Here is a 15079-nt window from a genome sequence, read left to right as displayed (position 1 = left end):
GTCAGTGGAAGCGGCCGATCCGGGTCAGGTCGCTGAAGTTCATCCAGATGAGGAAAGCCTTTCCTACGATATTAGCGTCCGGAACGAAGCCCCAGTAGCGGCTGTCCGCGCTGTTGTCGCGGTTGTCGCCCATGGCGAAATAATGGCCTTCCGGCACCTTGCAGCGTACTCCATTGCGCAGATACTGGCAGTTCTGGATGTGGGGAAACTTCCAGATGGGGCCGAAATCCTGCGATCTTCCCTCATCTAGCAGTATCTTGTGGCTAACATCACCCAATTTCTCGTCGTAGCGGGCAATGTACGAGACCCGGTCGGGCTCGAAGTAGTCGCCGTCGCGCGTATGCGGCACCAGTTGCCCGTTCACGTAGAGTTTCTTGTCCAGGTAGGCGACTTCGTCGCCGGGCAGGCCCACGATGCGCTTGATGTAGTCCACATCGGTGTCCACGGGGTAGCGGAACACCACCACGTCGCCGCGCTCCGGCGAGCCGGTGTCGAGGATCTTGGCGTCGACGATGGGCAGCCGCACGCCGTAGCTGAACTTGCTCACCAGGATGAGGTCGCCCGACTGCAGCGTGGGCAGCATCGAGCCCGACGGAATGCGGAAGGGCTCGACCACGAAGGAACGCAGCAGGAACACGAACAGGATCACCGGAAAGAAGCTGACCGCGTACTCGATCCACCACGGCGTGCGCGCCGCGCCTTCGCCCTGCCCCGTACGCGCTTCGCGCCGCTTGCGGAATATGGCCAGGTCCAGCACCCAGATGACGCCGGTGACCACCAGCAGCACGAACAGTATCAGGGCAAAGTTCCAACTCATGAGCGATGTCACCGTTCCAGGTTATTTGTCGTCGACTTGCAGGATGGCAAGGAAGGCTTCCTGCGGGATCTCCACGCTGCCCACCTGCTTCATGCGTTTCTTGCCGGCCTTCTGCTTCTCGAGCAGCTTCTTCTTGCGGGTGATGTCGCCGCCGTAGCACTTGGCCAGCACGTTCTTGCGCAGCGCCTTGACGTTCTCGCGGGCGATGACTTCGGCGCCGATGGCCGCCTGGATGGCCACGTCGTACATCTGGCGGGGGATCAGCTCGCGCATCTTGGAAACCACCTCGCGCGCGCGGTAGCGCGCGTTCGAGCGGTGCACGATCATGGCCAGCGCGTCGACCCGGTCGCCGTTGATGAGCAGGTCCACCTTGACCACGTCGGCCGAGCGGTACTCCAGGAACTCGTAGTCCATGGAGGCGTAGCCGCGCGACACCGACTTGAGCTTGTCGAAGAAGTCGAGCACGATCTCGGCCAGGGGCATCTCGTAGCTGAGGTGCACCTGGCGGCCGTGGTAGCTCATGTTGGTCTGCACCCCGCGCTTCTGGTTGCAGAGCGTCATGACGGGGCCGACGTACTCCTGCGGCATGAACAGCGTGATCCTGACGATGGGCTCGCGGATGTCGGCGATCTTGCCCACCTCGGGCATGCGCGAGGGGCTCTCCACCGACATCACCGAGCCGTCGCGCTGCTCGACCTCGTACACCACCGATGGCGCGGTGGTGATGATGTCCATGTCGAATTCGCGCTCGAGGCGCTCCTGCACGATCTCCATGTGCAGCAGGCCCAGGAAGCCGCACCGGAAGCCGAAGCCCAGCGCCTGCGACACCTCGGGCTCGAACATGAGCGCGGCATCGTTGAGCTTGAGCTTCTCGAGGGAGTCGCGCAGCTGGTCGTATTCGGAGCTTTCCACGGGATAGAGGCCGGCGAACACCTGCGGCTTCACCTCCTTGAACCCGGGCAGCGGCTGCGCCGCCGGCTGGCTGGCCAGGGTGACGGTGTCGCCCACCTTGGCCGAGGCCAGCTCCTTGATGCCGGCGATCACGAACCCCACTTCGCCCGCCGACAGGTGCGGGCGCGGCTGCGACTTGGGCGTGAAGACGCCCGTCTGCTCGCACAGGTGCGTGGTGCCCGAGGCCATGAGCAGGATCTTGTCCTTGGGCTTGAGCACGCCGTTGACGATGCGCACCAGCATGACCACGCCCACATAGTTGTCGAACCACGAATCGATGATGAGCGCCTGCAGCGGCTGGGCCGGATCGCCCTGGGGCGGAGGCACGCGCGCCACGATGGTCTCGAGGATGTCGTCGATGCCCATGCCCGTCTTGGCGCTGGCCAGCACGGCGGCCGAGGCGTCGATGCCGATCACGTCCTCGACTTCCTGGCGCGCGCCCTCCGGATCGGCCTGGGGCAGGTCCATCTTGTTGAGTACCGGCAGGACCTCCACGCCCAGCTCGATGGCGGTATAGCAGTTGGCCACCGTCTGGGCCTCGACGCCCTGCGAGGCGTCCACGACCAGCAGCGCACCCTCGCAGGCGGAAAGCGAACGGCTGACCTCGTAGGAGAAATCGACGTGGCCCGGGGTATCGATGAGGTTGAGGTTGTACACCTTGCCGTCCTGCGCCTTGTATTGCAGGGCGGCCGTCTGGGCCTTGATGGTGATCCCGCGCTCGCGCTCGATATCCATCGAGTCGAGCACCTGGGCGGACATCTCGCGGTCGGCCAGCCCGCCGCACCGCTGGATCAGGCGGTCTGCCAGGGTCGACTTGCCGTGATCGATGTGGGCGATGATGGAAAAGTTGCGGATGTGCTGCATAGTGGAAACGAAGAGAGGGACACGGCGCGCCGGCCCGGGCGGCACGCCCGCAGCGCCGCGGGCAAGCCCTGCCGGCTGCGGGCGCTGGCCAAAAATGAGGGGGCGCCATGCGCCCCCTCATTGCGGCAACCAGGCATTTTAGCCGGTCTTGGGCACTATTTGGTCAGGGATACCGCCACCCACTGCGTCTGGTCGCCACGACGCACCAGCAGGCCTACGGTCTTGCCTTTTTCCAGGCCCGAAACCAGGCGGGCGAACTGGTCCGCCCCCGTGACGTCGGTCTCGTTGACCACCAGCACGATGTCGCCCTCCTGAAGGCCGGCCCGGGCTGCCGGGCCCTCGGCCACCTGCACCAGCACCCCGCCCTTGATGCGCAGGCTGCGCTGCATGGCGGCCGGCACGTCGACCACGCCCAGGCCCAGCAGGTTGTCGGCCGAGGGCGACGCCTTGGGCTCGGCCTGGCCGGCATTGGAAACGGGCTCGTTGGGCATCTCGGCCACCGTGACCGAGAGCTTGACGGTGCGGCCCTTGCGCCAGACCTCCATGGGCGCACGGGTGCCGGGCTTGGTCTCGCCGACGATGCGCGGCAGGTCGGACCAGCGGCGGATGCGCTCGCCGTTGAACGACATGATGACGTCGCCGGGCAGCACGCCGGCCGAATCGGCCGGGCCGTCGGCCTGGATGCTGCTGACCAGCGCCCCTTCGGCCCGCGGGAGGCCGATCGCCTCGGCCACGTCCTTGCCGACCTCGCCGATCTGCACGCCGATCAGGCCGCGCGTGACCTTGCCGGTGGCGCGCAGCTGTTCGACCACGCGCATGGCTTCGTCGATCGGGATCGCCAGCGAAATGCCCATGAAGCCGCCGCTGCGCGAGATGATCTGCGAGTTGATCCCGACCACCTCGCCCTGCAGGTTGATCAGCGGCCCGCCCGAATTGCCGGGATTGACGGCCACGTCGGTCTGGATGAAGGGCAGGTATTCGCCGGTGTCGCGCCCGATGGCGCTGACGATGCCGGAAGTTACCGTCGAATCCAGCCCGAAGGGCGACCCGATGGCCAGCACCCACTGGCCCTTCTTGAGCTGCTTGGGATCGCCCGCAGGCAGGGCCGTCATGCCCTTGGCGTCGATCTTGATGAGGGCCACGTCGGTGCGCTCGTCCGAGCCGATGACCTTGGCCTTGAACTCCCGGCCGTCGGTGAGGGTGACGTAGATGTCGGTCGCGTCGCTGATGACGTGGGTGTTGGTGAGGATGTAGCCGTCTTCGGAGATGAAGAATCCCGAGCCCACGCCGCGCGGCACGGTGCGCTCTTCGGGCTGGGCCGGCTGCTGGGGCTGCTGGCGCTGCCCGGGTAGCGGCGGCTGGAAATCCGGGCCGAAGAACCAGCGGAACAGCTCATAGGGATCGGAGCCGCGCGGCATCGCCCCGCGCACCGGCACGGTGGCCGTGGTGCGGATGTTCACCACCGCCGGATCGGCCTTCTGGACCACCCCGGTGAAGTCGGGCAGAACCACGCCGGCAGCACTCTGGGCCTGGACGGCAGGGGCGGCGGCGCCCAGCGCCATGACGCCGGCCACCAGGGCGGGAGCCAGCCGGCGCGCTACGGAACTCGACATGGAAAATGCTTGCATGAACCACTCCGGAAAAACATCGGCGCGCCCGCAGGCGGCGCCGTCGTCAGGGGGCGGGGACGTATTCGATCGAATCGGCCAACTGTTCCAGCGTGGCCGCGGGCACTTCGCCCAGCGCCGTCAGCCAGAAGTCGGCGATTCGCGTCCCGTAGATATTGACCGCGCCGCGCCGCGCCAGCCCCTCGGGGGGATGGTTGTGCCGCCGCGCGTCGTAGGGCTCGATAAAGACGGAGATCGCCGCCAGCCCGTCGGACAGCACGAGTTGGCTGACGGTGGCCGGCCCCATGGGACGGGCCAACTGCATCATGGTAACGAATCCGGCGGGCGCCGGGATCCGCCAGCCGGCCGCAGCGAGGTCGACGGGCTTCATGTCGTGTTCGTGGACCTTCCAGCCGCGCGTGCTCCAGCGCGAACTGAGCTCGGCGGGATCGACGTCATTGCCCATGCGGATGGACGTGAAGGCCACCTGCTCCACCACGGCCCGGGTATCGTCCAGCGTCTGGGCCTTGAGCAGCAGGTTGGTTTCGACGTCGGCACAGAGCCGGTAGCCGTAGCGCAGGGCATCGCGCGGCTCTATGGTGAGCACGCGGCACTGGCGGTCGGCCACGCGATGCAGCTTGCTGCTGGCGCGCACCTCGTAGTAGCGCGCCAGGTCGGCGGGATCGCCGAGCAGCAGCCCCGGGAAGCGGTCTCCGCGGCGCTGCTCCAGCAGCACCGTCTTGCGCTCCGGCAACAGGCACTGGACGTCGCCATTGTGGCGCAGGTATTCGCGGGGCTGGCCGTCGAGGATCTCGAGGCGCTCGCGCTCGCCGGTGCCGTCGATCACGTGCACCACCCGGGACGACTGCATGAGCTCGCCCTGCTGGTACATGAACACGCCGGCGTAGTCCTGCTGGCGGGCCGCCTGCTGGATGCGGCCCAGCAGCTGCAGGGGATCCGCAGGCGCGGAGGACGGCTGCGCCTGCACGCCGGCATGCAGGGCCAGCATGGCGGCCAGCATCATGAACGCCAAGCCGCCGTGACCGTGGCGCCGCGCGACGCGGCCCAGCACGGGCCAGCGACGGTACTGCAACGCCGCCATCAACGGCCCATCCCGGTGTCGAAGGAGACCTGCCGGATCGCGCTCGGGCCCGCCATCTGGCGATGCGCCTCGAGATAGTCGCCCAGGCCGGTGTCGTCGGGGGCCGGGCCGCTGGCGTCGGCCAGCACCTGGGCTTCACCGCCCGAGCCGTGAAGGTAGGGCTGCGCCACCCAGACCACGGTGGCCACTGCGGCCACCACGGCCAGCCCCGACAGGCTCAGCCTGAGGGCGGAGCGGCGACGTGCGGCAACCGGCGCAACGATGGGCAGCTCGGCCTCCAGGGCCTTCGCCAGGCGAGCCTGGAAATCGGGACTGGGGCTGAGCGCCAGGTCCGTGTTGCGCAGGACGTCGCCGATCAGGTGATAGGTGTCCCAGGCCTGTCGTCCGTGGGGGGACGCAAGCTCGGGCAAAAAATCGTCGGCCGCCTCGCCGTCCATCCAGGCTGAAATGGACGCCTCCCAGGATTCCTCCCGGAGGGCTTCGGGGATCGCGACCGACTTGGCTGCGGTTTGCATGACTGCCACTCCTTACCAGCGACGCTCGGCATCGGTGTCCAGCAGCGGACGCAGCCGATTGGCGATGGCTTCACGCGCACGAAAAATGCGGGAACGCACCGTACCGATCGGGCAATCCATGCTCTGGGCGATGTCTTCGTAACTCATACCTTCGATTTCACGCAGGACGATGGCGGTGCGCAACTCTTCGGGCAACTCCTCGATGGCGGCGTTCACCGTGACGGCGATCTCGCGGCTGGCGGCCATGGATTCCGGCGTGCTTATGTCGGTTAGGTTGTCCGTTTCGTTAAAAGTTTCACCGTCTTCGGTCTCGATCGCATTGGGCGCGCTGGGACGGCGGCTGGAGGAGGCCATCCAGTTGCGGGCGGTATTGATGGCGATGCGATAGAGCCAAGTGTAGAACGCGCTGTCGCCGCGGAACTGCGGCAGCGCCCGATAGGCCTTGATGAATGCCTCCTGGGCCACGTCCTCGATCTCGGCGGGATCGCGGATCATGCGCGCCAGCAGGCGCAGGATCTTGCGCTGGTACTTGAGAACCAGCAGGTCGAAGGCTTTTTTGTCGCCGCGTTGTACGCGCGCAACAAGTTCGGCGTCGACGTCGCGCTCGCTCATGACGCCCCTCCGGCCACCCGGCCGCAGCAGGCCAGCACGCAGAGGCGCCGCCAGGCTGCCGGCCGCAGGGTGCTGCGCCATACCGTGAGGTCCAGGCTGGCGCCGGCCGCGCCATCCAGGCGCAGGGACAGGCTGCCGCCCCCCCTGCCGGCGTGGCGCAGGACCGCGCGCTGCCAGCCCTGGTCGGTCAGGACCTGCCAGCGTGCCGGATCCGGATGCGCAGCCACCGCCCCCACCGGTAGCGGCAGACGCCGCCGCGCGGCCACGCCTGCCAGGCAGAGCCCCGCAGCGGCGCCCAGGGCCGCTGCCGTGCTGCCGCCCTGCCAAGCGACCGCTGCGGCCAGGCATGCGGCGGCCGCAGCGGCATGCGCCACGGCGACCAGGTGCAAGCCAGCCGGCCTGGTCAGGGGCACCCGCAGGGACGGGGAACGGTAAGGGTCGCGGTGGCTCAACTCAGACCCGACGGACGGCCATGGAACCGTTGGTGCCGCCGAATCCGAACGAGTTGGAGAGGCCCACCCGGATCTTCATCTGCCGCGCCTCGTTGGCGCAATAATCCAGGTCGCACTCGGGATCCTGGTTGAAGATGTTGATGGTCGGCGGCGACACCTGGTTGTAGACGGCCAGCGTGGTGAACACGGCTTCGATGCCGCCGGCCGCACCCAGCAGGTGGCCCGTCATGGACTTGGTGGAGTTGATCACCAGCTTGCGGGCATGGTCGCCGAACGCCAGCTTCAGCGCCTCGGACTCGTTTTTGTCGCCCAGCGGCGTGGACGTGCCGTGCGCGTTGACGTAGTCGACCTCTTCGGCCGCGATGCCGCCGTTGCGCAGCGCGTTCAGGATCCCGCGGCGGGGGCCGTCGCGATCGGGCGCGGTGATGTGGTGCGCATCGGAGCTCATGCCATAGCCGGCGAATTCGCCATAGATGCGGGCGCCGCGGCGCTTGGCGTGTTCGTACTCTTCGAGCACCAGCACGCCGGCGCCCTCGCCCAGCACGAAGCCGTCGCGGTCGCGGTCCCAGGGGCGCGATGCCGTGGCGGGATCGTCGTTGCGGGTGGACAGCGCGCGCATGGCGGCAAAGCCGCCTATACCCAGGGGCGACACGGTGGACTCGGCGCCGCCGGCCAGCATGACGTCGGCATCGCCGTACTCGATCAGGCGCGCTGCATCGCCGATGCTGTGCAGGCCCGTGGTGCAGGCCGACACGACGGCATAGCTCGGACCCTTCATCCCGTAGATGATGGAGAGCTGGCCGGAGATCAGGTTGATCAGCGATGCCGGCACGAAGAACGGCGAGATCCGGCGCGGCCCCTTGGCCAGCATCTCGGTCTGGGTTTCTTCGATGCGCGGCAGACCGCCGATACCCGAGCCCACGATGACGCCGATGCGATCGGCGTTGGCTTCGGTGACTTCCAGGCCGCTGTCGCGCCAGGCCTGCATGCCCGCGGCGACGCCGTAATGGATGAACGTATCCATCTGGCGGGCTTCCTTGGCCGGCACGTACTGGGTGACGTCGAAATCCTTGACTTCGCCGGCAATGTGCGTGGTGAGCGCGGAAGGATCGAAGCGCGTGATGCGCCCGATGCCCGAACGTCCGTTGACGATATTGTCCCAGGCGGTGGAGATATCGTTGCCCACGGGGGATACGATGCCCAGCCCGGTGATGACGACTCGTCGCTTCACGGATGACTCCTCAAACAGACAAAACAAAGGCGGTTATCAAGATGCCTGGCCCGGATTCGACGCACAGGGGCGGCATGCCCTCTGCGCGCGAGCCGCGCGGCAAGCTCTTGAAACCGCCCCGGTTCCCGGTGGCCTCGAAACAGCTTCGGGCGCGGGAGAAAACAGGCTGGACTTACTGCTTACCGTGCGAGTTGATGTAATCGATCGCTTGCTGCACGGTCGTGATCTTTTCGGCCTCTTCGTCGGGGATCTCGGTTTCGAACTCATCTTCGAGCGCCATGACCAGTTCGACCATGTCGAGCGAATCGGCACCGAGGTCGTCAAGGAAGGAGGACTCGTTCTTGATCTCGGCTTCGTTGACGCCAAGTTGTTCAGCGACGATCTTCTTGACGCGCTGTTCGATGCTTTCCATGCAGATCTCCAATTGGGAAAAATCCCGCGAATTATAGCCAAGCGCGAGGGAATGCCAACGCCGGGCCGTGACAAAAAATCGCCCCGCGCCAGCATGCCTTGTGCGGCATGGATGTCTGCGCGCGACGCTCGATGGAAGCGCGCGGCGCGCCCCGGGGGGCCGCCGCGCGCTTTCCGTGTTCATTGCATGTACATCCCGCCGTTGACGTGCAAGGTCGTACCCGTAATGTAACCCGCCTGGGGTCCGGCCAGAAAGGCCACTGCGTGGGCGACATCCTCCGGAGCGCCGAGGCGGCCCAGCGGGATCTGCTGCAGCAGCGCCGTGGTCTGGTTCTCGCCCAGGGCGCGCGTCATGTCGGTGTCGATGAACCCCGGCGCGACGCAATTGACGGTGATCCCCCGGCTGCCCAGTTCGCGCGCCAGCGCGCGCGACATGCCGGCCACGCCGGCCTTGGCGGCGGCGTAGTTGGCCTGGCCCGCGTTGCCGCTGGCCCCGACCACCGAGGTCACGTTGATGATGCGTCCCCAGCGGGCCTTCATCATTCCGCGCATCACCGCGCGCGAGAGGCGGAATACCGCCGCCAGGTTGGTGTCGATCACAGCGGCCCAGTCTTCGTCCTTCATGCGCATCGCCAGCGTGTCGCGGGTGATGCCGGCATTGTTCACGAGGATGTGCGGGCCGCCGCCTTCCTTGCCCAGGGCCTCGATCAGCGCTTCGCAGGCTGCGGCGTCGGTGACGTCCAGAGCCACGCCGCGGCCGCCCAGCGGCGCCAGCGCCTCCGTGATCGACTGCGCGCCCGCCTCGGACGTGGCAGTGCCCACCACGGCGGCGCCACGCTGGGCCAGTTCCTGGGCGATGGCCTTGCCGATGCCGCGCGTGGCGCCCGTGACCAGGGCGGTCTTGCCTTCGAGCTCGTTCGAAATCCTATCCATTCGGGCCTCCGCTGTTTCAGTTGTTGCCGACCGCGGCCAGCGCCGCCTCGAGCGACGCCGGGTCGGTGATGGCCAAGCCGGTGAGTTCGCCGTCGATGCGCTTGGTCAGGCCGGTGAGCACCTTGCCGGGACCGCACTCGACGACATGGGTGATGCCCTGCTCTTTCATGGCCCGCAGCGTCTCGACCCAGCGCACCGGGTTCCACGCCTGGCGCACCAGCGCGTCGCGGATGGCCGAGGGCTCCACGGGCTGGGCCACGTCCACGTTATTGATCACCGGCATGGCAGGCGCCTGCAGCGTCACGTCGGCCAGCGCACGGGACAGCACCTCGGCAGCGGGCCGCAGCAGGCTGGAGTGGAACGGCGCCGAAACCGGCAGCAGCAGCGCGCGCTTGGCGCCGGCCGCCTTGGCGGCTTCGCAGGCGCGCTCCACCGCGGCCCTGTGGCCGGCGATCACCACCTGCGCCGGGGCATTGAAATTGACTGCCTCCACCACCTCGCCCTGGGCGGCCTGGGCGCAGGCGGCACGCACGGCATCGTCGTCCAGGCCCAGCACTGCAGCCATGGCGCCCGCCCCCACCGGCACGGCAGCCTGCATGGCGTCGGCACGCACCCGGACCAGGCGCACGGCGTCTTCGAGGGCCAGCACGCCGGCGGCCACCAGGGCCGTGTACTCGCCCAGGCTGTGCCCCGCGACGAGCGCCGGCATGGGGCCGCCCGCGGCGCGCCAGGCGGCAAAGCAGGCCGCGCCGGCCGTGAGCATGGCGGGCTGGGTGTTGGTGGTGAGGTTCAGCTGTTCGGCAGGGCCTTGGGCGATCAGCGCACCGAGGTCCTGGCCCAGCGCGGCGCCGGCGCGCGACACCACGTCGGAGACGGCGGCATTGCCGGCCCAGGCGTCGAGCATGCCGACCGACTGCGAGCCCTGACCGGGAAAGACGAACGCGATTTTCATGATGGTCGTACGATGTTGCGTTGGCGATGAGGGCGAGGGGGCGGCCCGGCCACAGGACACGCGACGCTGTGGCGGAACGCGACCCTACATGCGGGCGAGCACGGAGCCCCAGGTGAAACCGCCGCCCACGCCCTGCATCAGCACGTGCTGCCCCGGGCGGATGCGGCCGTCGCGCCGGGCGACGTCCAGGGCCAGCGGCACGCTGGCTGCGGAGGTATTGGCGTGGCTGTCGACCGTGACGACCACCCGATCGGTCGGCACGTCGAGCTTGCGGGCCAGGAAATTCAGGATGCGCACGTTGGCCTGGTGCGGCACCAGCCAGTCGACCTCGGCAACCTGCAGGCCGGCCTCGGCGCAGGTGGCGCGCGCGGAGCGATCGAGCACCGTGACCGCCTGCTTGAACACGGCCTGCCCGTCCATGCGCAGGAAGGGATCGCCCGTGACGTTGCCATAGGCCACGTTGCCGGCAGCGCAGAGGATCTTGGTGAGACTGCCGTCGGCATGCAGCTGCGCGGCCAGGATGCCGGGCTCGGCGGCGGCCTTCAGCACCACGGCGCCGGCGCCATCGCCGAACAGCACGCAGGTGCTGCGGTCGTTCCAGTCGAGGATGCGCGAGAACACTTCGGCGCCGATCACCACTGCGCAGCGCGCTCGGCCGGCGCGAATGAAGGCATCGGCCGTGCTCAGCGCATAGACAAAGCCGCTGCACACCGCCTGCACGTCGAAGGCCGCGCCGCCAGCCGCGCCCAGATTGGCCTGCACCAGGCAGGCCGTGCTGGGGAAGACGTAGTCGGGCGTGGACGTGGCGACGATGATCAGGTCGACCTCGGCCGCCTGCACACCGGCGTCAGCCAGCGCACGGCGCGCAGCCTCGGTGGCCAGCTGGCTGGTGGTGACGCCGCGTTCGGCCAGGTGGCGCTGACGGATGCCGGTGCGCTCGACGATCCAGGCATCGGACGTGGCGATGTCGCGCGTGGCCAGTTCGGCCGCAAGCTCGTCATTGGACACGACGCGCTCGGGCAGGAAGCCGCCCGTACCGGCGATCGCGGAGTAAGTCATGGGTATGTTCATCAGGCGGTGTCCCCGGCCGCACTGGGCGCAGCCGCAGCCTCGCCCGATTGCACGCGTTTCGTGATCTGCGCCACGGCCTGGGCCGTGCGATCCAGCAGTTTACTCGCCACGGCCTCGCGGGCGCGCTGCAGCGCGAAGCCGTAGGCGTAGGCGTCGGCCGAGCCATGGCTCTTGATCACCACGCCGCGCAGGCCCAGCAGCGCCGCGCCGTTGTAGCGGCGGTTGTCGACCCGCCGGCGCAGCCGGTTGAGCACGGGCGTGGCCACGGCGCCGGCCAGCAGCGTGATGAAGTTGCGCTTGAATTCCTCGCGGATCAGGCTGGACAGCATCTTGGCCAAGCCCTCGACGGACTTGAGCACCGCGTTGCCCACGAAGCCATCGCATACGACCACGTCGACCGTGCCCTTGAAGATGTCGTTGCCTTCGACGTTGCCGTAGAAATTCAGCGGGCTGGCGCGCAGCAGTTCGGCCGCTTCCTTGACCACCTCGTTGCCCTTGATGACTTCCTCGCCGATGTTCAGCAGGCCGACCAGCGGGGTATCGCGGTGATCCAGGGCCTGCGCCAGCGCGGTGCCCATGATGGCGAACTGCAGCAGGTGCTCGGCCGTGCAGTCCACGTTGGCGCCCAGGTCGAGCACCGTCGTGGCGCGACCGGCCTGGTTGGGTATGGACGTGGCGATCGCAGGACGGTCGATGCCGTCCAGCGTCTTGAGCACGTAGCGCGAAATGGCCATCCAGGCGCCGGTGTTGCCGGCCGACACGCAGGCGTCGGCACGGCCGTCCTTGACGGCCTGGGCGGCCAGTCGCATGGACGAATCCTTTTTACGGCGCAGCGCGACCTCGACGGGGTCGTCCATGAGGACGACCTCGGAGGCCGGCACGATCTCGAGACGATCCCGCGGCACCGAGCGCTGCTGGGCCAGGGCCGTTTCGATGGCATCGGGCAAACCGACCAGCAGCAGCCGGGTATCCGGATGCTGCTGAGCGAATTCGACCGCGGCCGGGATCGTGACGGGCAGGCCGACGTCGCCGCCCATGCAGTCTATGGCGATACGTATCACGGGTGCCAGGTCAGCGAGCTGCCGAGACGGTCCGGGTTACGGATGGCAAACGCGGCTTTATTCGTCGGCCTTGGTCTTGAGGACTTTGCGGCCGCGGTAGAAGCCGTTGGGCGTGATGTGGTGGCGCAGGTGCACTTCGCCGGTGTTGGGCTCGATGGCCGTGGACGGGTTGACCAGAAAGTCGTGCGAGCGGTGCATGCCGCGCTTGGACGGGGACTTCTTGTTTTGTTGAACAGCCATGATGACTCCTAGAAACGGGGCGCATTGTACGCGATGCGCCCCGATGTTGACCTCAATCTTTCCGCTTCAATTGCTCGAGCACCGCAAACGGCGACGGCCGCTCGAACGCCGGCTCTTGCGGAGCCTCGCCGGCATTGCTGGCCTGAACTCCCGGACAGACTTCATGCCGGGGCACATAGGGGACGCTCAGTATCAGCTCGTCCTCGACCTGGGCCAGCAGGTCGAAATGCCGCGAACCCACGACTTTGTCCGGGTAGTCCGCCACACCCTCGAAATCCTCTTCCGCGAGACTTTCGTCTTGCAGCACGCCGAGATCGTCGTCGAGTTCTTCCTCCGACTCGACCAGCTGCAGAACGTTCTCGGCATCCACCGGATAGGTGAAAAGCGCATTGCAGCGCTGGCAGACCAGCTGCAGGTCGGCCTTCACGCGCAACCGCAGCAGCGACTGCCCGCCGATCACGCCCGTGCGGCCCGTGCCGCGCCCGATCTCGCCCTGCACCGCCCACTCGGCCATGCCCGACTGCTCGGGCAGGCCATCGACGAGGCGGGACAACCGGACCAGCGCAATGCTACCCTGCAACTCCCGGCCGTGGCGGGCCAGCTCGAACACGTCGACATCGCGCCCGGGCTCCACGCGCTTATCGCGCTGGCCGCCCTTCCGCTGTTCGCTCATCACGCACCTCCCGGCCGGGAATACCGCCTTGTAGCCAAGCCGCCGCAACCAGGCTTCCCTGGCACGGCCGTTGAGTCTGGCCGTTGAGTCTGGCCGTTGAATCTCGTGCTTCGAGGTCTCATGCTCCGAGGTCTCGTGCTCCGAGGCTTATCCTCGAGGTTTGCCCCCGGCCCGCCTCCAAGCCTAGCTTCCACTGCAAGCAGAACCAGTGCCAGAAAAAATCTCGCAAAACGTTAGATAATACCGTGACTTACGCCACGTGGTCAAATATTGCATGACTGATTCCCTGCCTCGCCTGATCCTCGCATCCAGCTCCCCGTATCGCCGCGAACTGCTGTCCCGGCTGCGCCTGCCCTTCACGGCGGTTTCCCCGGAAATCGACGAGACGCCCCGCCCCGGCGAGGCGCCGGCGGCCCTGGCCCTGCGCCTTTCCGCGGAGAAAGCCGCGGCCGTGGCGGCCAGCCATCCCGGCTGCGTGGTCATCGGCTCCGACCAGGTTGCCACCGTGGACGGCCTGCCCATCGGCAAGCCCGGCAGCCACGAACGTGCCGCCGAGCAATTGCGCATGCTGTCCGGACGAGCGGTGGAGTTCCACAGCGCGCTGGCCGTCACGGACGGCAGGCGCACGGTTTCCGCCGACGTCGTCACGCGTTGCACCTTCCGCGTGCTCACGCCGCAGGCCATCGAGACCTACCTGCGCGCCGAGACTCCCTATGACACCGCCGGCAGCGCCAAGGCCGAGGGGCTGGGCATCGCACTGATGCAGGAGATCCGGAGCGACGACCCCACCGCCATCATCGGCCTGCCGCTCATCACCCTGACCGACATGCTGGCCGGCTTCGGCCTGGACCCCCTCCAGCCGCACGGGGCGTCCCGATGAGCGGCGCGCTGCACCTGATCCCGGTGGGCCTGGGCGAGGCGCCGGCCGAGCGCTGGCTGCCCGCGGAAGTGCGGGCCCTGGCGGGGCGCCTGGACACCTACATCGCCGAGAATGCCAAGACGGCGCGCGCCTTCCTCAAGCTCATCGGCACCGTGCGCCCGCTGCAGGAGATCGCCATCCATACGCTGGCGCGCGACACCGACACGGCGCTCATCGACGCATGGCTGGCGCCGGTACGCGCCGGCGCCGAGATCGGCCTGGTCTCCGAGGCCGGCTGCCCGGCGGTGGCCGACCCCGGCGCCGCGGTGGTGGCGCGGGCGCATCGCGCCGGCATCGCCGTACGCCCCTGGGTGGGGCCTTCCTCCCTGCTGCTCGGCCTGATGGCCAGCGGCCTGGACGGCCAGCGTTTCGCCTTCCACGGCTACGCCCCGGTGGATCCGGCCGACCGCGCCCGCCAGCTGCAGGCCTGGGAACAGCAGTCCGCACGCCACGACCAGACCCAGCTCTTCATCGAGACGCCCTACCGCAACGCCGCCATGTTCAAGTCGCTGCTGGGCGCCCTGCGGCCCGACACCCGGCTGTGCGTGGCGCGGGCCCTGACCACCGACGATGAGTGGGTGCGCACCCTCACCGTGGCGCAATGGCAGCGCGAGCCGGCGCCGGACCTGGATCGCAAGCCCACGCTCTTCCTGTTCCTGGCCCGATGA

General features: G+C 68.0%; 17 protein-coding genes. 2 read left to right on the top strand and 15 right to left on the bottom strand.

Going from position 1 to position 15079, the window contains the following annotated elements:
• Position 1 precedes the first annotated feature (1 nt).
• The 15 genes from lepB to ACYBYQ_RS05855 form a co-directional block, all read right to left on the bottom strand.
• Positions 2–817, bottom strand: a complete 816-nt coding sequence (lepB, locus tag ACYBYQ_RS05925) for a signal peptidase I (RefSeq protein ID WP_459617721.1) — start codon at positions 815–817, stop codon at positions 2–4.
• A gap of 21 nt (positions 818–838) precedes the next feature.
• Positions 839–2632, bottom strand: a complete 1794-nt coding sequence (gene lepA, locus ACYBYQ_RS05920) for a translation elongation factor 4 (protein ID WP_459617719.1) — start codon at positions 2630–2632, stop codon at positions 839–841.
• Between the two features lie 155 nt (positions 2633–2787).
• Positions 2788–4260: a DegQ family serine endoprotease gene (locus tag ACYBYQ_RS05915; protein WP_459617717.1), complete on the bottom strand. Its 1473-nt coding sequence runs from the start codon at positions 4258–4260 to the stop codon at positions 2788–2790.
• A 46-nt stretch (positions 4261–4306) separates the two neighbouring features.
• Complete coding sequence (locus ACYBYQ_RS05910) at positions 4307–5341, bottom strand: MucB/RseB family sigma factor regulatory protein (RefSeq protein ID WP_459617716.1); 1035 nt, start codon at positions 5339–5341, stop codon at positions 4307–4309.
• On the bottom strand, positions 5341–5856 hold the full coding sequence (locus tag ACYBYQ_RS05905) for a sigma-E factor negative regulatory protein (protein ID WP_459617714.1): 516 nt from the start codon (positions 5854–5856) through the stop codon (positions 5341–5343). The genes ACYBYQ_RS05910 and ACYBYQ_RS05905 overlap by 1 nt, the downstream gene beginning before the upstream one ends.
• 12 nt (positions 5857–5868) lie before the next feature.
• Positions 5869–6468, bottom strand: coding sequence for an RNA polymerase sigma factor RpoE (rpoE, locus tag ACYBYQ_RS05900; RefSeq protein ID WP_459617712.1), 600 nt, complete (start codon positions 6466–6468; stop codon positions 5869–5871).
• Entirely contained in the window at positions 6465–6857 is a 393-nt protein-coding gene (locus ACYBYQ_RS05895) for a hypothetical protein (RefSeq protein WP_459617710.1), read from the bottom strand. The genes rpoE and ACYBYQ_RS05895 overlap by 4 nt, the downstream gene beginning before the upstream one ends.
• A gap of 64 nt (positions 6858–6921) precedes the next feature.
• Positions 6922–8151 (bottom strand): beta-ketoacyl-ACP synthase II, encoded by a 1230-nt coding sequence (gene fabF, locus ACYBYQ_RS05890; RefSeq protein ID WP_459617708.1) that lies wholly within the window; start codon positions 8149–8151, stop codon positions 6922–6924.
• A 172-nt stretch (positions 8152–8323) separates the two neighbouring features.
• Positions 8324–8563 carry an acyl carrier protein gene (gene acpP, locus ACYBYQ_RS05885; protein ID WP_003813816.1) on the bottom strand — a complete coding sequence of 80 codons (240 nt, stop codon included), beginning with the start codon at positions 8561–8563 and terminating at the stop codon, positions 8324–8326.
• Between the two features lie 179 nt (positions 8564–8742).
• Positions 8743–9495 (bottom strand): 3-oxoacyl-ACP reductase FabG, encoded by a 753-nt coding sequence (fabG, locus tag ACYBYQ_RS05880; protein WP_459617701.1) that lies wholly within the window; start codon positions 9493–9495, stop codon positions 8743–8745.
• Between the two features lie 16 nt (positions 9496–9511).
• Complete coding sequence (gene fabD, locus ACYBYQ_RS05875; RefSeq protein WP_459617699.1) at positions 9512–10447, bottom strand: ACP S-malonyltransferase; 936 nt, start codon at positions 10445–10447, stop codon at positions 9512–9514.
• Between the two features lie 84 nt (positions 10448–10531).
• The gene (locus tag ACYBYQ_RS05870) at positions 10532–11518 is read right to left on the bottom strand and encodes a beta-ketoacyl-ACP synthase III (RefSeq protein ID WP_459617697.1); all 987 of its coding nucleotides are present in this window, start codon (positions 11516–11518) and stop codon (positions 10532–10534) included.
• A complete protein-coding gene (gene plsX / locus ACYBYQ_RS05865) occupies positions 11518–12579 on the bottom strand; it encodes a phosphate acyltransferase PlsX (RefSeq protein WP_459617695.1) in 1062 nt (353 codons plus the stop codon). Before plsX ends, ACYBYQ_RS05870 begins: the two co-directional genes overlap by 1 nt.
• 57 nt (positions 12580–12636) lie before the next feature.
• Entirely contained in the window at positions 12637–12819 is a 183-nt protein-coding gene (gene rpmF / locus ACYBYQ_RS05860) for a 50S ribosomal protein L32 (protein ID WP_459617693.1), read from the bottom strand.
• 52 nt (positions 12820–12871) lie between these two features.
• On the bottom strand, positions 12872–13492 hold the full coding sequence (locus ACYBYQ_RS05855) for a YceD family protein (protein ID WP_459617691.1): 621 nt from the start codon (positions 13490–13492) through the stop codon (positions 12872–12874).
• 274 nt (positions 13493–13766) lie between these two features.
• On the opposite strand from ACYBYQ_RS05855, the gene ACYBYQ_RS05850 reads away from it, so the two are divergent.
• Both ACYBYQ_RS05850 and ACYBYQ_RS05845 read left to right on the top strand, forming a co-directional pair.
• Positions 13767–14372 (top strand): Maf family nucleotide pyrophosphatase, encoded by a 606-nt coding sequence (locus tag ACYBYQ_RS05850; protein WP_459617689.1) that lies wholly within the window; start codon positions 13767–13769, stop codon positions 14370–14372.
• Positions 14369–15079 carry an SAM-dependent methyltransferase gene (locus ACYBYQ_RS05845; RefSeq protein WP_459617687.1) on the top strand — a complete coding sequence of 237 codons (711 nt, stop codon included), beginning with the start codon at positions 14369–14371 and terminating at the stop codon, positions 15077–15079. Before ACYBYQ_RS05850 ends, ACYBYQ_RS05845 begins: the two co-directional genes overlap by 4 nt.

This window comes from Bordetella sp. 2513F2 (assembly GCF_054642735.1).
Note: the sequence above shows the minus strand (reverse complement) of the source record. Positions and strands in the feature narration are given on the sequence as shown.

What these genes read in the sequence shown, in the direction of transcription:
- lepB (WP_459617721.1), bottom strand. Translation starts at nt 817, where the DNA reads ATGAGTTGGAACTTTGCCCTGATACTGTTCGTGCTGCTGGTGGTCACC.
- lepA (WP_459617719.1), bottom strand. Translation starts at nt 2,632, where the DNA reads ATGCAGCACATCCGCAACTTTTCCATCATCGCCCACATCGATCACGGC.
- ACYBYQ_RS05915 (WP_459617717.1), bottom strand. Translation starts at nt 4,260, where the DNA reads ATGCAAGCATTTTCCATGTCGAGTTCCGTAGCGCGCCGGCTGGCTCCC.
- ACYBYQ_RS05910 (WP_459617716.1), bottom strand. Translation starts at nt 5,341, where the DNA reads ATGGCGGCGTTGCAGTACCGTCGCTGGCCCGTGCTGGGCCGCGTCGCG.
- ACYBYQ_RS05905 (WP_459617714.1), bottom strand. Translation starts at nt 5,856, where the DNA reads ATGCAAACCGCAGCCAAGTCGGTCGCGATCCCCGAAGCCCTCCGGGAG.
- rpoE (WP_459617712.1), bottom strand. Translation starts at nt 6,468, where the DNA reads ATGAGCGAGCGCGACGTCGACGCCGAACTTGTTGCGCGCGTACAACGC.
- acpP (WP_003813816.1), bottom strand. Translation starts at nt 8,563, where the DNA reads ATGGAAAGCATCGAACAGCGCGTCAAGAAGATCGTCGCTGAACAACTT.
- fabG (WP_459617701.1), bottom strand. Translation starts at nt 9,495, where the DNA reads ATGGATAGGATTTCGAACGAGCTCGAAGGCAAGACCGCCCTGGTCACG.
- fabD (WP_459617699.1), bottom strand. Translation starts at nt 10,447, where the DNA reads ATGAAAATCGCGTTCGTCTTTCCCGGTCAGGGCTCGCAGTCGGTCGGC.
- ACYBYQ_RS05870 (WP_459617697.1), bottom strand. Translation starts at nt 11,518, where the DNA reads ATGAACATACCCATGACTTACTCCGCGATCGCCGGTACGGGCGGCTTC.
- rpmF (WP_459617693.1), bottom strand. Translation starts at nt 12,819, where the DNA reads ATGGCTGTTCAACAAAACAAGAAGTCCCCGTCCAAGCGCGGCATGCAC.
- ACYBYQ_RS05855 (WP_459617691.1), bottom strand. Translation starts at nt 13,492, where the DNA reads ATGAGCGAACAGCGGAAGGGCGGCCAGCGCGATAAGCGCGTGGAGCCC.
- ACYBYQ_RS05850 (WP_459617689.1), top strand. Translation starts at nt 13,767, where the DNA reads ATGACTGATTCCCTGCCTCGCCTGATCCTCGCATCCAGCTCCCCGTAT.
- ACYBYQ_RS05845 (WP_459617687.1), top strand. Translation starts at nt 14,369, where the DNA reads ATGAGCGGCGCGCTGCACCTGATCCCGGTGGGCCTGGGCGAGGCGCCG.